General features: G+C 64.0%; 18 protein-coding genes. 14 read left to right on the top strand and 4 right to left on the bottom strand.

The genetic code is table 11. The features are described from left to right. The first annotated feature begins 85 nt into the window (after window positions 1-85). From ESB00_RS12145 to ESB00_RS12115, 7 genes are all read left to right on the top strand, one after another. The gene (locus tag ESB00_RS12145) at window positions 86-478 is read left to right on the top strand and encodes a YciI family protein (RefSeq protein WP_129047950.1); all 393 of its coding nucleotides are present in this window, start codon (window positions 86-88) and stop codon (window positions 476-478) included. Window positions 479-549: 71 nt separating this feature from the next. Then, the gene (locus tag ESB00_RS12140) at window positions 550-909 is read left to right on the top strand and encodes a SnoaL-like domain-containing protein (RefSeq protein ID WP_129047949.1); all 360 of its coding nucleotides are present in this window, start codon (window positions 550-552) and stop codon (window positions 907-909) included. A gap of 2 nt (window positions 910-911) precedes the next feature. Continuing rightward, the gene (locus ESB00_RS12135) at window positions 912-1,568 is read left to right on the top strand and encodes a hypothetical protein (RefSeq protein ID WP_129047948.1); all 657 of its coding nucleotides are present in this window, start codon (window positions 912-914) and stop codon (window positions 1,566-1,568) included. 60 nt (window positions 1,569-1,628) lie between these two features. Further along, a complete protein-coding gene (locus ESB00_RS12130) occupies window positions 1,629-1,916 on the top strand; it encodes a DUF6172 family protein (protein ID WP_129047947.1) in 288 nt (95 codons plus the stop codon). A 93-nt stretch (window positions 1,917-2,009) separates the two neighbouring features. Beyond that, entirely contained in the window at window positions 2,010-2,405 is a 396-nt protein-coding gene (locus tag ESB00_RS12125) for a VOC family protein (RefSeq protein WP_129047946.1), read from the top strand. A gap of 52 nt (window positions 2,406-2,457) precedes the next feature. Beyond that, window positions 2,458-2,691 carry a type II toxin-antitoxin system prevent-host-death family antitoxin gene (locus ESB00_RS12120; RefSeq protein WP_129047945.1) on the top strand — a complete coding sequence of 78 codons (234 nt, stop codon included), beginning with the start codon at window positions 2,458-2,460 and terminating at the stop codon, window positions 2,689-2,691. Continuing rightward, entirely contained in the window at window positions 2,679-2,981 is a 303-nt protein-coding gene (locus tag ESB00_RS12115; protein ID WP_129047944.1) for a type II toxin-antitoxin system RelE/ParE family toxin, read from the top strand. The genes ESB00_RS12120 and ESB00_RS12115 overlap by 13 nt, the downstream gene beginning before the upstream one ends. Window positions 2,982-2,986: 5 nt before the next feature. Here ESB00_RS12115 and tyrS read toward each other — a convergent pair whose 3' ends face one another. Next, window positions 2,987-4,276 carry a tyrosine--tRNA ligase gene (tyrS, locus tag ESB00_RS12110; protein WP_129047943.1) on the bottom strand — a complete coding sequence of 430 codons (1,290 nt, stop codon included), beginning with the start codon at window positions 4,274-4,276 and terminating at the stop codon, window positions 2,987-2,989. 438 nt (window positions 4,277-4,714) lie between these two features. Here tyrS and ESB00_RS12105 point away from each other — a divergent pair, with 438 nt between their 5' ends. From ESB00_RS12105 to ESB00_RS12075, 7 genes are all read left to right on the top strand, one after another. Beyond that, window positions 4,715-5,185, top strand: a complete 471-nt coding sequence (locus ESB00_RS12105; RefSeq protein ID WP_129047942.1) for a redoxin domain-containing protein — start codon at window positions 4,715-4,717, stop codon at window positions 5,183-5,185. A gap of 117 nt (window positions 5,186-5,302) precedes the next feature. Further along, window positions 5,303-7,978, top strand: a complete 2,676-nt coding sequence (gene acnA, locus ESB00_RS12100; protein ID WP_129047941.1) for an aconitate hydratase AcnA — start codon at window positions 5,303-5,305, stop codon at window positions 7,976-7,978. 107 nt (window positions 7,979-8,085) lie between these two features. Then, complete coding sequence (locus ESB00_RS12095) at window positions 8,086-8,589, top strand: STAS domain-containing protein (RefSeq protein ID WP_129047940.1); 504 nt, start codon at window positions 8,086-8,088, stop codon at window positions 8,587-8,589. A gap of 134 nt (window positions 8,590-8,723) precedes the next feature. Continuing rightward, a complete protein-coding gene (locus tag ESB00_RS12090) occupies window positions 8,724-10,163 on the top strand; it encodes a PP2C family protein-serine/threonine phosphatase (RefSeq protein WP_129047939.1) in 1,440 nt (479 codons plus the stop codon). Window positions 10,164-10,206: 43 nt separating this feature from the next. Beyond that, window positions 10,207-11,430 (top strand): tryptophan synthase subunit beta, encoded by a 1,224-nt coding sequence (gene trpB, locus ESB00_RS12085; RefSeq protein WP_129047938.1) that lies wholly within the window; start codon window positions 10,207-10,209, stop codon window positions 11,428-11,430. A gap of 60 nt (window positions 11,431-11,490) precedes the next feature. Further along, window positions 11,491-11,763: a four helix bundle protein gene (locus ESB00_RS12080; protein ID WP_129047937.1), complete on the top strand. Its 273-nt coding sequence runs from the start codon at window positions 11,491-11,493 to the stop codon at window positions 11,761-11,763. Between the two features lie 147 nt (window positions 11,764-11,910). Beyond that, on the top strand, window positions 11,911-12,780 hold the full coding sequence (locus ESB00_RS12075) for a YicC/YloC family endoribonuclease (RefSeq protein ID WP_129047936.1): 870 nt from the start codon (window positions 11,911-11,913) through the stop codon (window positions 12,778-12,780). 91 nt (window positions 12,781-12,871) lie between these two features. Here the strand turns inward: ESB00_RS12075 and lspA are convergent, their stop codons facing one another. From lspA to ileS, 3 genes are read right to left on the bottom strand one after another with little or no spacing between them, the layout of a single operon-like run. Continuing rightward, window positions 12,872-13,462, bottom strand: coding sequence for a signal peptidase II (gene lspA / locus ESB00_RS12070; RefSeq protein ID WP_281278163.1), 591 nt, complete (start codon window positions 13,460-13,462; stop codon window positions 12,872-12,874). A gap of 33 nt (window positions 13,463-13,495) precedes the next feature. Further along, window positions 13,496-14,419, bottom strand: a complete 924-nt coding sequence (locus ESB00_RS12065) for a TraR/DksA family transcriptional regulator (RefSeq protein WP_129047934.1) — start codon at window positions 14,417-14,419, stop codon at window positions 13,496-13,498. A 15-nt stretch (window positions 14,420-14,434) separates the two neighbouring features. Next, window positions 14,435-17,293: an isoleucine--tRNA ligase gene (gene ileS / locus ESB00_RS12060; protein WP_129047933.1), complete on the bottom strand. Its 2,859-nt coding sequence runs from the start codon at window positions 17,291-17,293 to the stop codon at window positions 14,435-14,437. Window positions 17,294-17,381: the final 88 nt, after the last annotated feature.

Below are 17,381 nucleotides of genomic sequence, written 5' to 3'. Positions count from 1 at the left end.
CTGGCCGGACCCAGGCGGATTTTTCGTGGAATATGTCCGCCGGGGCTGGTTTCGTGCGTCGGTTTACTTGAATCCCCAAGCGCCCATGTCTTCCGCTTCCTTTCTCCTGCTCATCCGCAATTCCGGTGCCGACGTGCACGCGCACCTCACGCCGGAGCAGCGCACCGCGCTCGCCGGGCAGTGGAACGATTGGTTCGAAAGCCTCGCCGCCCGCGGCCAGGTCGCGCACGCCAACCCGCTCGACACCGGCGGCCGCGTTGTCTCCGGCCCCCGCGGCGAACGCGTGACCGACGGTCCCTACGCCGAGGGCAAGGAGGTGGTCGGCGGGTATTTCCATCTCACGGTCGCCACTCTCGACGAGGCCACCGCCATCGCCAAGCAGTGTCCCGGCCTGCCGCTCGGCATGACGGTCGAAGTACGACAGGTGATCGGCCAGAGTCCGGTGCTCCCCGAGGTGCGCGGCAGCTTGGCGCGATAGGTTCCTGACATAGGGCTGACAGGAGGATCTGTTAGCCTCCCGACGATTCAACCCGCAACCCCGCCACAATCATGACCACTCAAGCCATTGCCGAGAAACTCGTCGCCCACTGCCGCAAGGCCGCCTGGGAATCTGCCCAGCGTGAACTCTACGCCGACCAAGCCGTCAGCCTCGAACCTTACGCGACCCCCGCCTTCGCCCAGGAGACCAAGGGATTGGCCGCTATCCTGGAAAAGGGGAAGAAATTCGAGGCCATGGTCGAGACGATGCACGCGCTGAGTGTGTCGGATCCGCTCGTCGCCAACAGCTCGTTTGCGTGCACGATGAGCATGGATGTGACCATGAAGGGCGCGGGCCGCATGCAGATGACCGAGCTCTGCGTTTATGAGGTGAAGGAGGGCAAAATCGTGTCCGAGCGGTTCTTCACCTGACCGTGCCGACGGGCGGAGAAAGCGACGCGCACCGGAACCTGAAGCGCCTCGCGCTCGGCTGGGCCCGGGCGCGACGGTTGGTGCTGGCGGCGACCGAGGTGAAGTTGCCGCGCGCGGCGTATCGCGCTGACGTGGCGGCGGCCACGCCCCGCATCCTGTCGGAGGGTGCGCTTACGGCGGTCTTCGAGTGCAAGGCCTCGCGGGCGGACTTTCAGCGGGACAGCGCGCCCGAGGAACGGGCGAAGGTCGCCGCCCTGGCCCGGCGGCTCGACGCGCTGCGTGCGCTCATCGCCGCGCACCGACCGGATCTGCGCCGCGGCGAAGAACTGTTTGCCGAGTTTGACGCCTACGACCTGCGCGGCTTGAAGCATGAGACCCACGACCGCCTTGCCGCCGATCTGCAGACGGCGCAGCGCAAGCTACACGAAGGCACGAAATTCGCCAAGCTGGGCCGCTGGCAGGCGGCGAGTCTCCTCTACGTGGTGACGGAGGAGGGCGTCATGGAACCGTCCGAAGTGCCGGACGGCTGGGGCTGGTTGGTGCGGCGCGGCGAGGGGCTGGAGCTTCTGGTCCGGCCCGGTTTGAACCCGGGCACCCCCGAGCAGCGGGTGGCGCTGCTCGAGCGCATCGCGGCCCGGGCGGGCCGGCCGGTGGCGTGAACCGAGCGGCGGCGACAAATCTCATTGAGTCGCGGCCGGGGCGCGCGACGATGTCACCCCATGAAGAAGAATTTCCCCCTGCAAGCCCCCGGAAAGGATGATGCCCGGGTCCGCGACAAAATCCGTCACGAGATCAACAAATACGTGCGGCGCTGCCGGGGGAAGCCGGTGCCCGAGGGCTTCATGCAGTGGGAGTTCATGTGCCGCGTGGGCCCGATCGCGGAGAGCGCCGAAACCAAAACGCTCAAGGAAGTCGGCGGTGCGGTCGATGACGTGGCGCAGACCGGGGCGACCGCCGTTTATGTCGAGATCGAGGCCGTGCCGGCCCAACGGAGTTCCCGCTCCTGAGCCGGCCATGGCAGTGTCACTTGTGCGCGGCCTGTCGGCGCGGCCGCACCGGTTTCGGCGTGCCTCCATGACGTTTTGTGTTTGGCTCACGGCATGAAAAAAGCGCGCGTGACCGGGCTGGGCGGCATCTTCTTCAAGGTTAAGAACGCAACGAAGCTCGCGGCCTGGTATCAGAAGCACCTCGGCCTGCCGATCGAGCCCTGGGGCGGCTGCTCCTTTGCGTGGCGCGAGGCGAAGAACCCGAAGAAGAAAGGCACGACCGTGTGGAGCCCGTTCCCCCGCGACACGGAGTATTTCGGGAAGGGCCAGCAGGGCCACATGATCAACTACCGCGTGGCCGACCTGAAGAAGGTGCTCGCCGCCCTGAAGAAGGAAAAGGTCTGGATCGATCCGAAGGGGATCGAGAAATCCGAATACGGCCAGTTCGCCTGGATCAAGGACGGCGAGGGCAACCGTATCGAGCTCTGGCAGCCGCCGAAGGGGTGCTGAGGAAACTGGCTTGTGGATTGACCGACACGTCGGCCAAAGCTTCATTCACCCCATGAAAGTGGCGGCCAAGCGCAAAAGCTCCGAATACAGGCAGGGCGAGTCGCCCGCGGTGCTGGTGAAGGAGAATGGCGTGGCGGCCTACCTGGTTGAGGCGAAATCTTACGAGGCGATGACGAAGCGCCTACGGCTGCTGGAAGGGTTGGCGCAAGGCGAGAAAGCCATCGCCGAGGGCAGGGTGGTGTCACATTCACGGGCCAAAAAGCGAATGGCCCGATGGCTCAAATAATTTGGACGGAGCCAGCGCTCGCCGATCTCGAAGCCATTGCGAGCTACATCGCGTTGGACAAACCAACGGCAGCCAAGCGGCTCGTGCAACGGGTCTTTGCCCGGGTGGATCAACTGGCCATCTTCCCGTTATCCGGTGGAAAACCCTCCGGCTTGGCCGACACGCCTTACCGGCAGCTGGTGATCAACCCGCTTAGGATTTTCTACCGGGTGGAGGTAGATCGGGTCTTCATCGTATATGTGATGCGCGGGGAGCAGTTGCTTCGTCTGCGCGATCTTCAGGAGCGTTGAACGACTCACTTCACCGTCAGCACCGCGTAGCTCTTCTTGCCCTTGCGAAGGAGGAGATACTTGCCGAACAGCAAATCGGCGGACGTCACCGCGCGGGTGTGGTCGGGGATGCGGACGTTGTTCAGGTAAACGCCGCCGGCTTCGAGAGCTTTGCGGGCGGCGCCCTTGGAATTTTCCAGACCGGCGAGGACGATGAGATCGACGATCGAGGCGCCGGGGCCGTCGAGTTTGGCGCGTTCGAGGTCTTTCGTCGGCACCTCGCCGACCACGTCGTTGAAGATCGCCTCGGTGACGCCGTCGAGCGAACCGCCGAAGAGGATTTCGGAGGCCTTGAGCGCGCCGGCGAGGGCGTCGGCGCCGTGGACGAGGGTGGTGACCTCGCGGGCGAGGGCGCGGTGGGCCTCGCGGGCGCCGGGGTTGGCGGCGTGGGCGGCCTCAAGCGGTTCGATCTCGGCGCGGGAGAGGAAGGTGAATTTGCGGAGGTATTCGCAGACCTTGGCGTCCTCGGTGTTCACGAAGAACTGGTAGAGGCGGTACGGGCTCGTCTTTTGCGAGTCGAGCCACACGGCGCCGCTGGCGGTCTTGCCGAACTTCGTGCCATCGCTCTTGGTGATGAGCGGGAAGGTCCAGCCCCAGGCGGTGGCCTCGTGGCCGAGCTTCTTGCGGATGAGGTCGGTGCCGGCGGTGAGGTTGCCCCACTGGTCGGAGCCGCCGATCTGCAACTCGCAGCCGAAGGTCTTCTTCAGGTGGAAGAAATCGTAGGCCTGCAGCAGCTGATAGCTGAACTCCGTGTAGCTGATGCCGCCGTCGCCCTCCATGCGGGACTTCACCGAGTCCTTGGCGAGCATGACGTTCAGCGTGAAGTGTTTTCCGACGTCGCGCAGGAACTCGAGGAAACTGAACGGCGCGATCCAGTCGGCGTTGTCCACGAGGCGCGCCGGGTTGGCCGCGGCCGTGAAGTCGAGCAGGCGCGAGAGCTGGGCCTTGATGCAGGCGATGTTGTGGGCGAGTTGCTCGCGGGTGAGGAGGTTGCGCTCGGCGGAACGGCCGGACGGGTCGCCGACCATGCCGGTGGCGCCGCCGGCGAGGGCGATCACGTGGTGGCCGGCGCGCTGGAAGCGGGCAAGGGTGAGCTGGCCCATGAGGTGGCCGACGTGGAGCGAGTCGCCGGTCGGGTCGAAGCCGCAATAGACCGTGAGGGGCGAGCCGGTCGCCAGCCGCTTGCGCAGGCCGTCGAGATCCGTGCAGTCGGCCAGCAGGCCGCGCCATTCGAGGTCGGAAATGAAGTCGCTCATGAAAGCCGCTGTTTATCGGCAGCCCGTCAGCCTGTGACAAGTGGCAAGTGAGCCGGGGAAATTCCAGGCGACGCTAAGCAAAGTAACAAGGATCAAGGATCAAGTATCAGGACGAAGCCAGCGGATGCGCTTGGCGCAGGAAAGACAGACGTCGGGGGGAGTCGCCTGCTGTCGGAAGTATCAGGTCTAGGATCGCCTAAGTTTGCTGGCGAGTGTCAGGGCTGGGGCCTGTCTCTTGTTCCTTGGAGACTTGATACTTGTTACTTCGCGCTGATTTGGACGGTGGGCAGCAAATCTTATAGCCCGACGTGCGGATTTAGTAAGCGTCGTCATACCCGCCCAAAATGGTTTGCGGGGGCTCGCCGGCCGGCTCTACGTTTGCGGCTCCACGCGACGACCGACCGTCGTTCAAATACGAACCATCACTCCCTCCTCACCATGCCCCTCGCTGTTGGCTCCAAAGCCCCTGATTTCTCCCTCAAGTCCAAAGCCGCCGATGGCCTCAAGGACGTCAAGCTGAGCGACTATGCCGGCAAGCAGGTCGTGATCCTGTTCTTCCCGCTGGCCTACACCGGCGTCTGCACCCAGGAGATGTGCGACCAGACCGCCGGCCTCGGCGAATACGAGAAGCTCGGCGCCAGCGTCCTCGCCATTAGCGTGGACAGCCCGTTCGCGCAGGAAGCGTGGGCCAAGGCCAACAATATCAAGGTCACTCTCGCCAGCGACCTGAACAAGACCGTCACCAAGGCCTACGACGTGCTCTTCCCGATGCTCGCCGGCGTGGGCGACACCGCGGCCCGCGCCGCCTTCGTGGTTGGCAAGGACGGCGTGATCAAATACGTCGAGCAGACCCCGACGCCGAAGGATCTCCCGAACTTTGCGGCAATCAAAACCGCGCTCAGCAGCTGAGCGCGGAAAAAATCCAAACGCCAAGGTCCAAACGCCAAACAGTCAGACCGGGCGGGTGATGGCCTCCCGCCGCGCCGATCTTCAATCGAGAATCGTAAATCCAAAATCGAAAATCCTGTGTCCCTCCCGAATCCCTTCAACACCCTCCAGACCTTTGAGGGCGGCAAGAAGTTCTACTCCCTGCCCGCGCTCGAGAAGGCCGGCTTCAACGTCTCGCGCCTGCCCGTGAGCATCCGCCTCGTCCTCGAGGCCGTGCTGCGCAACTGCGACGGCAAGCGCGTGCTCGAGTCCAACATCAAGGAACTCGCCTCGTGGAAGCCCACGGAGGCCCGCACCGCGGAGATCCCCTTCGTGGTCGCGCGCATTGTGTTGCAGGACTTCACCGGCGTGCCGCTGCTCGTGGATCTCGCGGCCATGCGCTCAGCCGTGGCCAAAATGGGCAAGAACCCGAAGATCATCGAGCCGCTCGTGCCCGTTGACCTCGTGGTGGACCACTCCGTGCAGGTGGACTTCGCCGGTTCGGCCGAGGCGATGCAGAAAAACCTCGATCTTGAGTTCTCGCGCAACCGCGAGCGCTACCAGTTCCTCAAGTGGGGCATGCAGGCCTTCGACACCTTCAAGGTCGTGCCCCCGGGCATCGGCATCGTCCATCAGGTCAACCTCGAGTATCTCGCCAAGGGCGTGCTCAACCAGGGCGACGTCTATTATCCTGACACCCTCGTCGGCACCGACTCGCACACCACGATGATCAACGGCATCGGCATCGTGGGCTGGGGCGTCGGCGGCATCGAGGCCGAGGCCGGCATGCTCGGCCAGCCGGTTTACTTCCTTACACCCGACGTCGTTGGCGTTTATCTCACCGGCGCGCTCAAGGAAGGCGTCACCGCCACCGACCTCGCGCTCACCGTCACGCAGCTCATGCGCAAGACCAAGGTCGTCGGCAAGTTCGTCGAATTCTTCGGCCCCGGCGCCGCTGCGCTGCCCGTCGTGGACCGCTCGACCATCGCCAACATGGCCCCCGAATACGGCGCGACCATGGGCTTCTTCCCGATCGACGCCGAGTGCACCAACTACCTGCGCGCCACCGGCCGCGACGAAAAGCACGTCGCCACCTACGAGGCCTACTACAAGGCGCAGGGCCTCTGGGGCATCCCGCAGAAGGGCCAGATTGACTACTCGCAGGTCGTCGAGCTCGACCTCGGCACCGTCGTCCCGAGCGTCGCCGGCCCGAAGCGTCCGCAGGACCGCATCGAGCTGAACAAGCTCAAGGACAACTTCGTCGGCTCTTTCTCAAAGCCGGTCACCGAAAACGGCTTTGGCAAGAAGGCCGAGGAGTTTTCCACCGTGAAGGCTGACATCGCCGGCACCAAGATCGGTCACGGCTCCGTCCTCATCGCAGCCATCACGAGCTGCACGAACACCTCGAATCCCTCGGTTATGCTCGCGGCCGGTCTGCTCGCCAAGAAGGCCGTCGAGAAGGGCCTCAAGCCCAACCCGGTGGTGAAGTCCTCGCTGGCCCCCGGCTCGCGCGTCGTAACCGACTACCTCAACAAGACCGGCCTCACGCCGTATCTCGACAAGCTCGGCTTCCAGACCGTCGGCTACGGCTGCACGACCTGCATCGGCAACTCCGGCCCGCTCGCCGCGCCTGTCGAGGAAGCTGTGGTGAAGTACGACCTCGTCGCCGCGTCGGTGCTCTCCGGCAACCGCAACTTCGAGGCCCGCGTCCACCAGAACATCAAGGCCAATTTCCTCATGTCGCCGCCGCTCGTCGTGGCCTTCGCGCTCGCCGGCCGCGCCGACATCGACCTCAGCTCCGAGCCGATCGGCACGGGCAACGACGGGAAGAACGTCTTCCTGAAGGATATCTGGCCGACCATTCAGGAGGTTCGCGACCAAATGCAGGCCGCGCTCAAGCCCGAGGTTTTCCGCAGGCTCTACACCGACTTCGCGGCGCAAAACCCGAAGTGGAACGAGATCCCGTCCACGACCGGCAACGTTTACGCCTTCGACGCCAAGTCCACCTACATCCAGGAGCCGCCGTTCTTCACCAACTTCGGCATGAAGCCCGGCACCATCGCCGAGATCAAGGGCGCCCGCGCGCTCGGCATCTTCGGCGATTCCGTCACGACCGACCACATCTCACCCGCCGGCGCCATCAAGAAGACTTCGCCCGCCGGCAAATACCTGCTCGAGAACGGCGTGACCTTCGAGGACTTCAACTCCTACGGCTCCCGCCGCGGCAACGACCGCGTGATGACCCGCGGCACCTTCGCCAACGTCCGCATCAAGAACCTGATGCTCGGCGGCAAGGAAGGCGGCAACACGCTCGGGCCCGATGGCGTCGAGACCTCGATCTACGACGCGTCCATGGCCTATCAGAAGGCCGGCACGCCGCTGATCATCCTCGCCGGCCAGGAATACGGCACCGGTTCCTCGCGCGACTGGGCCGCCAAGGGCACCAACCTCCTCGGTGTAAAGGTCGTCGTGGCGCAGAGCTTCGAGCGCATCCACCGTTCCAACCTCGTCGGCATGGGCGTCCTCCCGCTCCAGTTCAAGGAGGGCACCACGGCCCAGTCCCTGAAGCTCGACGGCTCCGAGACCTACGACGTGGTCGGTCTCAGCCCGGCGGTGAAACCGCAACAGGACCTCACGCTCAAGATCACCCGCAAGGACGGTTCGGTCGAAAACGTGTCTGTGCGTTGCCGCATCGATACGCCCATCGAGATCGATTACTACCAGCACGGCGGCATTTTGCCGTATGTGCTGAGGCAAATCGTGGCGCGCGCCTGAAGGCGCGCGAAGTAACAAGGATCAAGTAACAGGTGACAAGAACCAGAGGATCGCCGCTCCCATCCTGATACTTGGAAACCTGACACTTGTTACTTCCTGCCTCTCCCATGTCCGACTCCGCCCAGCCCGTTTTCCTCGTCGATGCCTACGCCGATCCGGTCGTTGTGCGCATCGAGGGGCGGGCTTCTTTTCTGAACAGTGCGGCGGTGAAGGAATTCTTCACCGCCATGGTCGGGCAGGGGAAGACGCGCTTTGCGGTGGATTTCAAGGCCTGCGCCAGCATGGACAGCACCTTCCTTGGCGTGCTCGCCGGCGCGGCGATCCAGCTGCGCAAGCTGAACCCGCCCGGCTCGCTGACGCTCGTGCGGGTGGGGGAGCGCAACCTCGAACTCATTCGCAACCTCGGCCTCCACCGCCTCGCGACGGTGGACACCGGCGGCACCGTGGCGGAGGGCGCCATGAACCAACTCGACGCCCGCAAGCTGGGTGAGATCGAGAACGCCCGCCTCGTTTTGGAAGCGCATGAGAACCTCGTGGCCACCGATCCCGAGAACGCCACGAAGTTCCAGGATGTGCTGGCCTTCCTGCGCAACCAGCTCGGAAGCCGCTGACGCGGCCAAGTAACAAGTGGCAAGTTTCCAAGGATCAGGAAAAGCTGGCTCAGCTGCGGGATCTGCGAAGGTCGGGCCTTCGCTTCGGTCTCTTGTTCCTTGTTCCTTGATACTTGTTACTTCAATTTGAACGCATGTCCCTGTTCCTCCTCGGAGCCCTGCTGAGCGCGGTGATCGTTTACGCGTTCTACTGGCGTGCCCAGCGAGAGGCGGCGCGGCTGCAGGAGGAGAACCAGGTGCTAATGGAGGAGCGGCAGATCGTGATCGACTACATGCACACGATGGTGGACGCCGTGGGCGAGCGGCTGCCGCGCGACGAGCTGTTCCAACGCATCGTGCATGCGGCGATCCTGAGCACCGGGGCGCTGAGCGCCTGCATCTTCGAGAAGGGGAACGATAACCTGATGCGCGGCGTGGCCGTCGAGGGGCTGTTCCCGCCGCACCGGCCGATCCCCGACACCCAGCGCATGAAGATGGGCACACGCGCCAAGTTCATCGAACAGGTGCTCAAGTCGGAAACCTTTCCCGTCGGCGAAGGACTTGTCGGCCGCGTGGCCGCCACGGGTCGCGGCGAACTGATCGCCAACGCCGCCGCTGACCCGCGCATGGTCCGGCACGACGACACGGCGCTCGCGGTGCGCTCGGTCATCGCCGCGCCCATCCTCGTCCGCAAGCGCCTCGTCGGCGTGCTCTGCGTGTGCAATCCGGCCGACGGCCAGCCTTTCACCGAGACAGACTATTCGCTGGTCGAGGCCCTGGCCGAGCAGGCCGGCCTGGCGGTGCACAACGCCGACTTCCTCGCGTTGCAGGTGGAAAAACAGCGGCTCGACCTCGATCTCGGCCTGGCGAGCGACATCCAGCAGATGCTCCTGCCGCGCAGCATGCCCATGGTCCCCGGCGTGGACTTGGATGCCCGCTACCTGGCGGCACAGAAGGTGAGCGGCGATCTCTACGATGTGTTCGAGCTGGGCTACGGCCGGCTGGGCCTCGCGGTGGCCGACGTCTCCGGCAAAGGCGTATCGGCCTCGCTGCTGATGGCGAGTTGCCGCACGGCGCTCCGCCAGATTGCACCGGCGCACTTCTCGCCCGCCAAGGTGCTCACCGAGTTGAACCGGGCCCTGGCGGGCGACATGCGGGAGGGAACCTACATCACGATGGTTTATGCCGTGGTGGACGCCACGCGCAACAGCCTGATCTTCGCGCGCGCGGGACACGAGCGTCCGCTGGTGTCGCGCCGCAGCGCCAGCGCGGGGGGCTTTGTGAGCGAGTTTGTGGCGAGCGAGGGCATGCCACTGGGCCTGGTGGAACCGGCCCTGTTCGAGTCGGTGATCGAGGACAAAGCCGCCGAGTTTCTGCCCGGAGCAACGCTGTTGCTCTACACTGACGGCCTGACGGAGGCGCCCAACGCCGAGGACAAGGAGTTTGGCGGCGCGCGCCTGGCGGACGCCCTGCGCAGCGCGCACGCCGGTTCCGCCCGCCAGATTAACGACGCCATCCTGCAGTCGGTGCAAAATTTCACCGGTGCAGCCGGGCTGCGGGACGATTATACGTTGCTGACGGTCAAACGGGTCTGAGAAACACGTTGCCTTTGCCGGGGCCCGGCCTTGCGATTTGGCCATGTCCGCCACCGCCACGCCCGCTCCCACACAGCTTCCCGATGCCGCCGGGCATTTTGGTCCCTATGGCGGGGTCTATGTTCCGGAGACACTGATGACGGCGCTGGCCGACCTGACGGCGGCCTATGAGCACGCGCGCCAGGATCCGGCTTTTGTCGCGGAACTGAAGTCGCACCTCAAGGAGTTCGCCGGTCGCCCGACTGAGTTGTATTATGCCGGCCGGTTGACCGAGCACTGCGGCGGCGCGAAGATCTATTTTAAGCGCGAGGACCTGCTCCACACGGGTGCGCACAAGATCAACAACGCCCTGGGCCAGGCGATCCTCGCCAAGCGCATGGGCAAGCAGCGCATCATCGCCGAGACCGGTGCCGGCCAGCACGGCGTGGCCACGGCGGCAGTTTGCGCGAAGTTTGGCCTCGACTGCACGGTTTACATGGGCGCGGTGGACATGGAGCGTCAGGCGCTGAACGTCTTCCGTATGCGGCTCATGGGCGCCAAGGTCGTTGCCGTCGAGGCCGGCCAAAAGACGCTCAAGGATGCGGTCAACGAGGCCATGCGTGACTGGGTGACCAACGTGCGCAACACCCACTACATCCTCGGCTCCGCGTTGGGCGCGCACCCGTATCCGATGATGGTACGCGATTTCCACCGTGTGATCGGGCAGGAATTAAAGGAGCAGATTCTCGCCCGGGAGAAGCGCCTGCCCGACGAAATCGTCGCCTGCGTGGGCGGCGGCAGCAACGCGATCGGCGTGTTCTTCGACTTTCTCCAGGACAGTGCCGTGAAGCTCATCGGCGTGGAGGCCGGCGGCCATGGCATCCGACGGGGCGAGCACGCGGCCCGCTTCGAGGGTGGGAAGCTGGGCGTGCTGCAAGGCAGCAAGACCTACATCCTCCAGAATCCCGACGGCCAGATCGAGCTAACGCACTCCGTGTCAGCGGGGCTCGACTACGCCGCCATCGGCCCGGAACACGCCTACTACCGCGACGCGAAGCGCATCGACTACGCCTACGCCACGGACGACGAAGTGATGGAATCTTTCCAGCTGTGTTCACGTCTGGAGGGCATCATCCCGGCCCTCGAATCCACGCACGCGCTCGTGCACGGCCTCAAGCGCGCCAAGGCCCTCGGCAAGGACAAGATCGTCGTGGTGAACCTTTCCGGTCGCGGCGACAAGGATGTGCAGCAAGTGCAAAGGCTCCTGTCGGAGCAAAGTAACAAGTAACAAGGATCAAGTAACAAGAGACGAGTCACCGGGCCATTGACTCGCAATTGAGGAAATAAAATGGCCCGTGAATCCAATGACCTTCTCAGGCGAACCTTCGTGTTTGCCCAGTGCGTGAGGCGTTTGGTGAATCAACTGCCGCGAACCATATCGAACATCGAGGATGCGAAGCAGTTGGTTAGGGCATCCGGCTCGGTGGCTGCAAATTACCTGGAGGCGCAGGAGGGGCTGAGCCGGAAAGACTTCTTCTACAGGATCAAGATATGTCGCAAGGAGGCCCGTGAGTCAGGGCTCTGGCTGCGGCTGTTGGAATTGCCCAGAAGGTCGACGTGACTGTGCTCCACGACAAACTTTTGGTCGAGGCGGAGGAGTTGAAGCGAATCTTCGCCAAGATCGCGGGGAAGGATGATACCCAGGACTAAACGCGCTTGGCATCCCTGTTCTTGCTACTTGTTACCTGATACTTGTTACTTCTCCTGCATGAACAGCATGACCGGCTATGGCCGCGCCACTGCGGCGCTGGGTGACCAGACTCTCACCGTTCAGGTGAATTCCGTGAACCGGAAGAACCTGGATCTAACGATGAAACTGCCCGCCGAGTGGGATGGCTTTGAGGCGGCGGTTGGGGAGGCGGTTCGCAAGGTCGCCTTGCGCGGCAAGGTGCATGTGGCTGTCGAGGTGACGGGCAAAGCGTCCGGGGCCACCGACTGGGACGAGACGGCAGTCGAGGAGAGCCTGGACCAACTTGCGGAACTCGCCAAACGCAAGGGCATCAAATTCGAGCCCAGCGCCGACCTGCTCTGGCAGATCGCGAACAGTCAGCGTGCCGCCGGCGGCTTGCCGGCGGACGACGAGGCCGCGGGAGTCGTGCTCAAGGCGCTCGGCGAGGCCCTGCGGGGCCTGGCGGCCATGCGCGCGAAGGAGGGTGAGGCCCTTCTGGTGGATTTTCTCGGTCGCTGGGAGAAGCTGCATGCCGCGACCGAGGTGATCGCGCAGCGGGCCCCCGGTATCACGACCGCCTACCGCGATCTGCTGCTGCAGCGGCTGCGGCAGGCCGGGCTGGAACTGGAGCTGAACGACGAGCGCGTGCTCAAGGAAGTGGCGCTGTTCGCCGACCGTTGCGACATCACCGAAGAAATCACCCGGCTGCGGCACCATTTGGGGCAGCTCAAGGAGCTATTGCGCAGCAAGGGCGAGATCGGCCGCAAGGCGGAGTTCATTCTCCAGGAGATCGGGCGCGAGATCCATACCATCGGCAGCAAGGCCAACGACCTCGCGGTTTCGCAGAAGGTGATCGAGTTCAAGAACGAGCTCGAGCGCGTCCGGGAGCAGATGGCGAACGTGGAGTGAGCATGGCTCACTCCACGAAGTGCAAAGTATCAAGTAACAAGGATCAAGAGACCGTCAGGACTCTTCCTGATACTTGAAAACTTGATCCTTGTTACTTTGCGGCAGCCGGCTCGGCCGGTTGCCGCAACGACCAGAGGATATACCAGAACACGCCCACGCAGATGCCGCTGTCGGCGACGTTGAAGGTGGGGAAGACGTAGCCGCCGAAGTGGAAGTCGAGGAAATCGATGACGTGGCCGTGGGCGAGCCGGTCCACGATGTTGCCGACGACGCCGCCGACGAGCAGGCCGAAGGCGGGCTGAGCGGCCCGGTATTGCAGGCCCAGCGTGTGCCGCCACCAGAACATCGCCCCGAGGGTCACGATCGCCAGCACCGCGAGCCAGAGGCTTTGACCGGTGAACATGCTCCATGCCGCGCCGGTGTTGCCCACATGGACGAGGTTGAAGAAGCCGGGAATCACCTCGATCTGCGCAAACGTGCCGTAGCTGCCAAAGGGCAGGCGGTCGGCGATCATCTGCTTGGTGATCTGGTCGGCAGCGAAAACCAGCACGCCGACAATCCAGAGGTGGCGATACGCCCAGATCCGCTGAATTTTTGATCTTTGATGCCCGGATTTCGATTGGCCGGAATCGCCGGAAGCAGGCTCGCCCGTCGGTCCGGGAGTCTGGGATTCAGGCTTCAATCGAAAATCCGAAATCCAAAATCAAAAAATATATCATTCTTCGTCGCCGCCGCTGTCGTCGGCGATCTTGCCGCCTTCCTCGTCGGTGCCGTCGCCGAAAAGACCGCCGCGCTGGATGGCGCGGTGAGAGTGGCGCTCAACCTGTTTCTTGGCCTCGGTGGAGTAGCGGGTGAAAGGCACGGCGAGCAGGCGCTCCTTGGCGATGGGCTTCTGGGTGGCCTCGCAGATGCCGTAGGTGCCGGCGTGGACGCGCTTGATGGCGGCCTCGATTTCGGCGAGGGCCTCCTGCTCGTTGGAGACGAGAGACAGGGCGAAGTCGCGGTCGAAGGTGTCGGTGCCGGCGTCGGCCATGTGCTGGCCGTAGCCAGAGAGGTCGCCGGAGTCGTCCTTGGACGACTTGAGCAGGGTCTCCTCGGTGTGTTCGCCGAGCTGCTGGAGCACATGGCTGCGCAATTCGAGCAGGAGTCGGTAATAGCGGCGGAATTTTTCGGGCACCTCGGACTCGTCCACCATGGCGGTCGGCGCCTTCTTGCCCTTGGCCGGGTTGAAGCCGAGGATGTCCGACAACGAGGCGGTTTTCACATGGTGCGGCTTGTGCGGCTTCTCGAGCTGGGCGAGGTCGTGCGCCTTGGTCTTGGCCTGCGTGGCGGCCTTGCTGGTCTTGGCCGAGGACTCGAGCTGCTTCTCGTTCTTCTGCGCGATCTCGCGCACCTCATCGAGGGAGAACGCGATGGCGCGGGTGGACGTGGCGGGTTTGCGTTCGAGGAGCTTGCGCTTGATGTCAGCGGACGACATGGGTGCTTTGGACGTGGATTTGGCGGGAGCGGACGCCGGCGCGGGGGCCTTGGCGGGTGCGGTCGGTTTGGCCGGGGCGGCTTTGGCGGCGGGCTTTTTGGCCGGGGCCGGTTTGGCTGCGACAGGCTTCTTCTTGGCGGTGGTTTTCTTGCTCGTGGCCATAATCGGTAAAACGGGTCAGGAGTTAAGGGCTTCCGCACAGCGAGGGCAAACCTCTCCGTGCGGGGTGGAGACGATTTTCGGGACCCAGCGCCAGCAGCGCGGGCAGCGGGTGAGGCCCGCCTCGGTGGCAGTTGTGATGGTTAACTCGCCAAGATTGGGATTCGTCGTCTCGGAGAGCAAAACATCAGAAACGATGAAAAGTTCAGGCAATTTGGAGAGGTATTTTTCGAGGAGTGCCGAATCAGGGGTAGGATTGGCTGATTGCCGATGAATCGTGACAATAGCGTCCAATGACTTGCCGATCGAGCCGGCCTGGCGGAGCGGTTCGAGAGTCTCGGTGGCCTTGGCGCGCAGCTTCAGCAGCTGATCGAACTCGGCGGCGAGCGACGGGTTGGTCCATTCAGATGGCGCTAGCGGCCAGTCCTGCAGGTGGATGGAGTCGTCGGAGTATTCCTTGCCGGTCTTGGCGAAGCTCCAAGCCTCGTCGGCGGTGAAAGTGAGGAAGGGGGCGAGCAGCTTGACCAGTGCCTCGAAGATCGCGGCGATGGCGGTCTGCGACGAGCGGCGGAGCGGATGGGCGGCGCCGAGGGTGTAGAGGCGGTCCTTCAGGATGTCGTGATAGACGGCCGACAGGGTGACCGAGCAGAACTGGTTGCAGAGCTGATAGACGCGGTGGAACTCGTAGGCGTCGTAGGCCTTGGTGCACTCGGTAATTAGCGTAGCCGTTTGGTGCAGGGCCCAGCGGTCGAGGGCGTCCATCGCTGCGACCGGGACGGCGTGCTGCGCGGCGTCGAAGTCGAACAGATTGGAGAGCTGGAACCGGAAGGTGTTGCGGAAAAGACGGTAGGCCTCCCCGACGTTCTTCAGTATCTCGTCGTCCACGGGGATGTCGTCGCGGAAGTCCTGCGAGGCGATCCAGAGGCGGATGACGTCGGCGCCGTGCTGCGCGATGTAGGCGTCGGCGGTCTGGGGCTTTTGGTAGGTCGAGCTCTTGGAAATCTTCTGGCGGTTCTTGTCCACGATGAACCCGTGGGTGAGAACGGCTTTGTAGGGCGCGGCGCCCGAGGCGATGACGCTGTTCCAGAGGGAGGACTGGAACCAGCCGCGGTGCTGGTCGCTGCCCTCGAGGTAGAGGTCGGCCGGCCAGGAGGTGCCGCCCTGACCCCGCTTGAGCACGGCAGCCTGGGTGGAGCCGGAATCGATCCACACGTCGAGAGTGTCGCGGCCGCAGGTGAGTTCGGTCGCGGCGGGCCAGCCGGCGGGGAGCTTTACACCGTCAAGAATCTCGGCGGCGGAGGCGTCATACCAGAAATTGGTGCCCTTGGCGGCGATCTTGTCGGCCACGGCGCGGACAACCCCGGCGTCAAGGTAGGCTTGTTTGTCAGGGCCGTAGAAGGCGATGATCGGCACGCCCCACGAGCGTTGCCGGCTGATGCACCAGTCGGGCCGCGACTCGACGGCGCCGCGGATGCGGGCCTCGCCCCAAGCGGGAATCCAACCCTGGTTGGCCGCGATCTTGGCAATTTCAGATAGGGCGATCTGGCGGTGGCCGGCCTTGTCCAAGGAGACGAACCACTGGTCCACCGCGCGGAAAATGATCGGGGTCTTCGAGCGCCAGCAATGCGGGTAGCTGTGCTGGTATTTGGCCTTGGCGAGGAGCGCGTTGGCCTCGGCGAGCTTCTTGAGGACGGCGAGATTGGCGGGCGAGGGCTTCTTGGCGGCGAGGTCCTCGACGGTTTCGAGCGTGGTCAGGCCGACGAGGTCGGCGGGGACGCGGCCGTCGTTGAGGTATTTGCCGTCGTCGCCAACCGGGCAGTAAACCTCGAGGCCGTTCTTCAGGCCGGTCTGATAATCCTCCGCACCGTGGCCGGGGGCGGTGTGGACGGCGCCGGTGCCGCTGTCGGTCGTGACGTAGTCCGCGAGCACGACGGGCGAGGCGCGGTCAATTAAGGGGTGGCGGGCCGCGAGCTTCTCGAGTTTGGCGCCAGCGACGGTTTGCACGACCGACGGCTGCGGCTCGATCTTCGCCGCAGAGGCGACGGAGCCAAGCAACGCCGAGGCGACGATGATGCGTTCGGCACCGAGGTCGGCGACGGCGTATTCCACCTCCGGATGCAGCGCGATCGCGAGGTTGGCGGGAATCGTCCAAGGCGTGGTCGTCCAAATGACGATGGAGAGCGGCTTGTCCGTCGGCAGGCCGAACTTCGCAGCCTCGGCGGCGGGCACGGCGAACTTCACCCAGATGGCGACAGAGGTGTGGTCCTTGTATTCGATCTCGGCCTCGGCGAGGGCGGTCTCGAAGGGGATGCTCCAGTAAACAGGCTTCTTGCTGCGATAGACGAGACCCTGTTCAACGAAGGCGGCGAAAGTGCGAAGGATGTCAGCCTCGAAGGCCGGGGCCTTGGTCTTGTATTCGTTCGCCCAGTCGGCGAGCACGCCGATGCGTTTGAACTGGCTCTTCTGCTTGGCGATCCAGCCTTCGGAAAACTCGTCGCACTTCGCGCGCATCTCGGCGGTCGTGAGCGTGAGGTTCTGGTCCTTGATCTCGCGGCTGACCTTCTGCTCGATGGGCAGGCCGTGGCAGTCCCAACCGGGCACGTAGGGCGTGCGGAAGCCGCGCATGGACTTGTAGCGGTTGACGAAATCCTTGAGCGACTTGTTGAGCGCGGTGCCGATGTGAACGTCGCCGTTGGTGAACGGGGGGCCGTCGTGGAGGACAAAGGCGGGTTTCCCGGCGCGTTTGGCCTGGATTTTGTCGTAAAGGCCCAGCTTTTCCCAGTGGGCGACCCGGCCCGGCTCGCGTTTGACGAGGTCCGCCCGCATGGGGAAATCCGTCTTCGGAAGCAGCAGGGAATTTTTCAGGTCTTGGGCCATGGAAAGAAAAGCGCCGGACGCTACTCCGGGGCTACAAAGTATCAAGTATCAAGTATCAGGTATCAGGACGCTACAGCCCCTTGATACT

The sequence above is a fragment of the Oleiharenicola lentus genome, from assembly GCF_004118375.1.
In the GTDB taxonomy this organism is placed as follows: Bacteria; Verrucomicrobiota; Verrucomicrobiia; order Opitutales; family Opitutaceae; genus Lacunisphaera; species Lacunisphaera lenta.
This window is presented reverse-complemented; position numbering and strand designations above follow the sequence as displayed.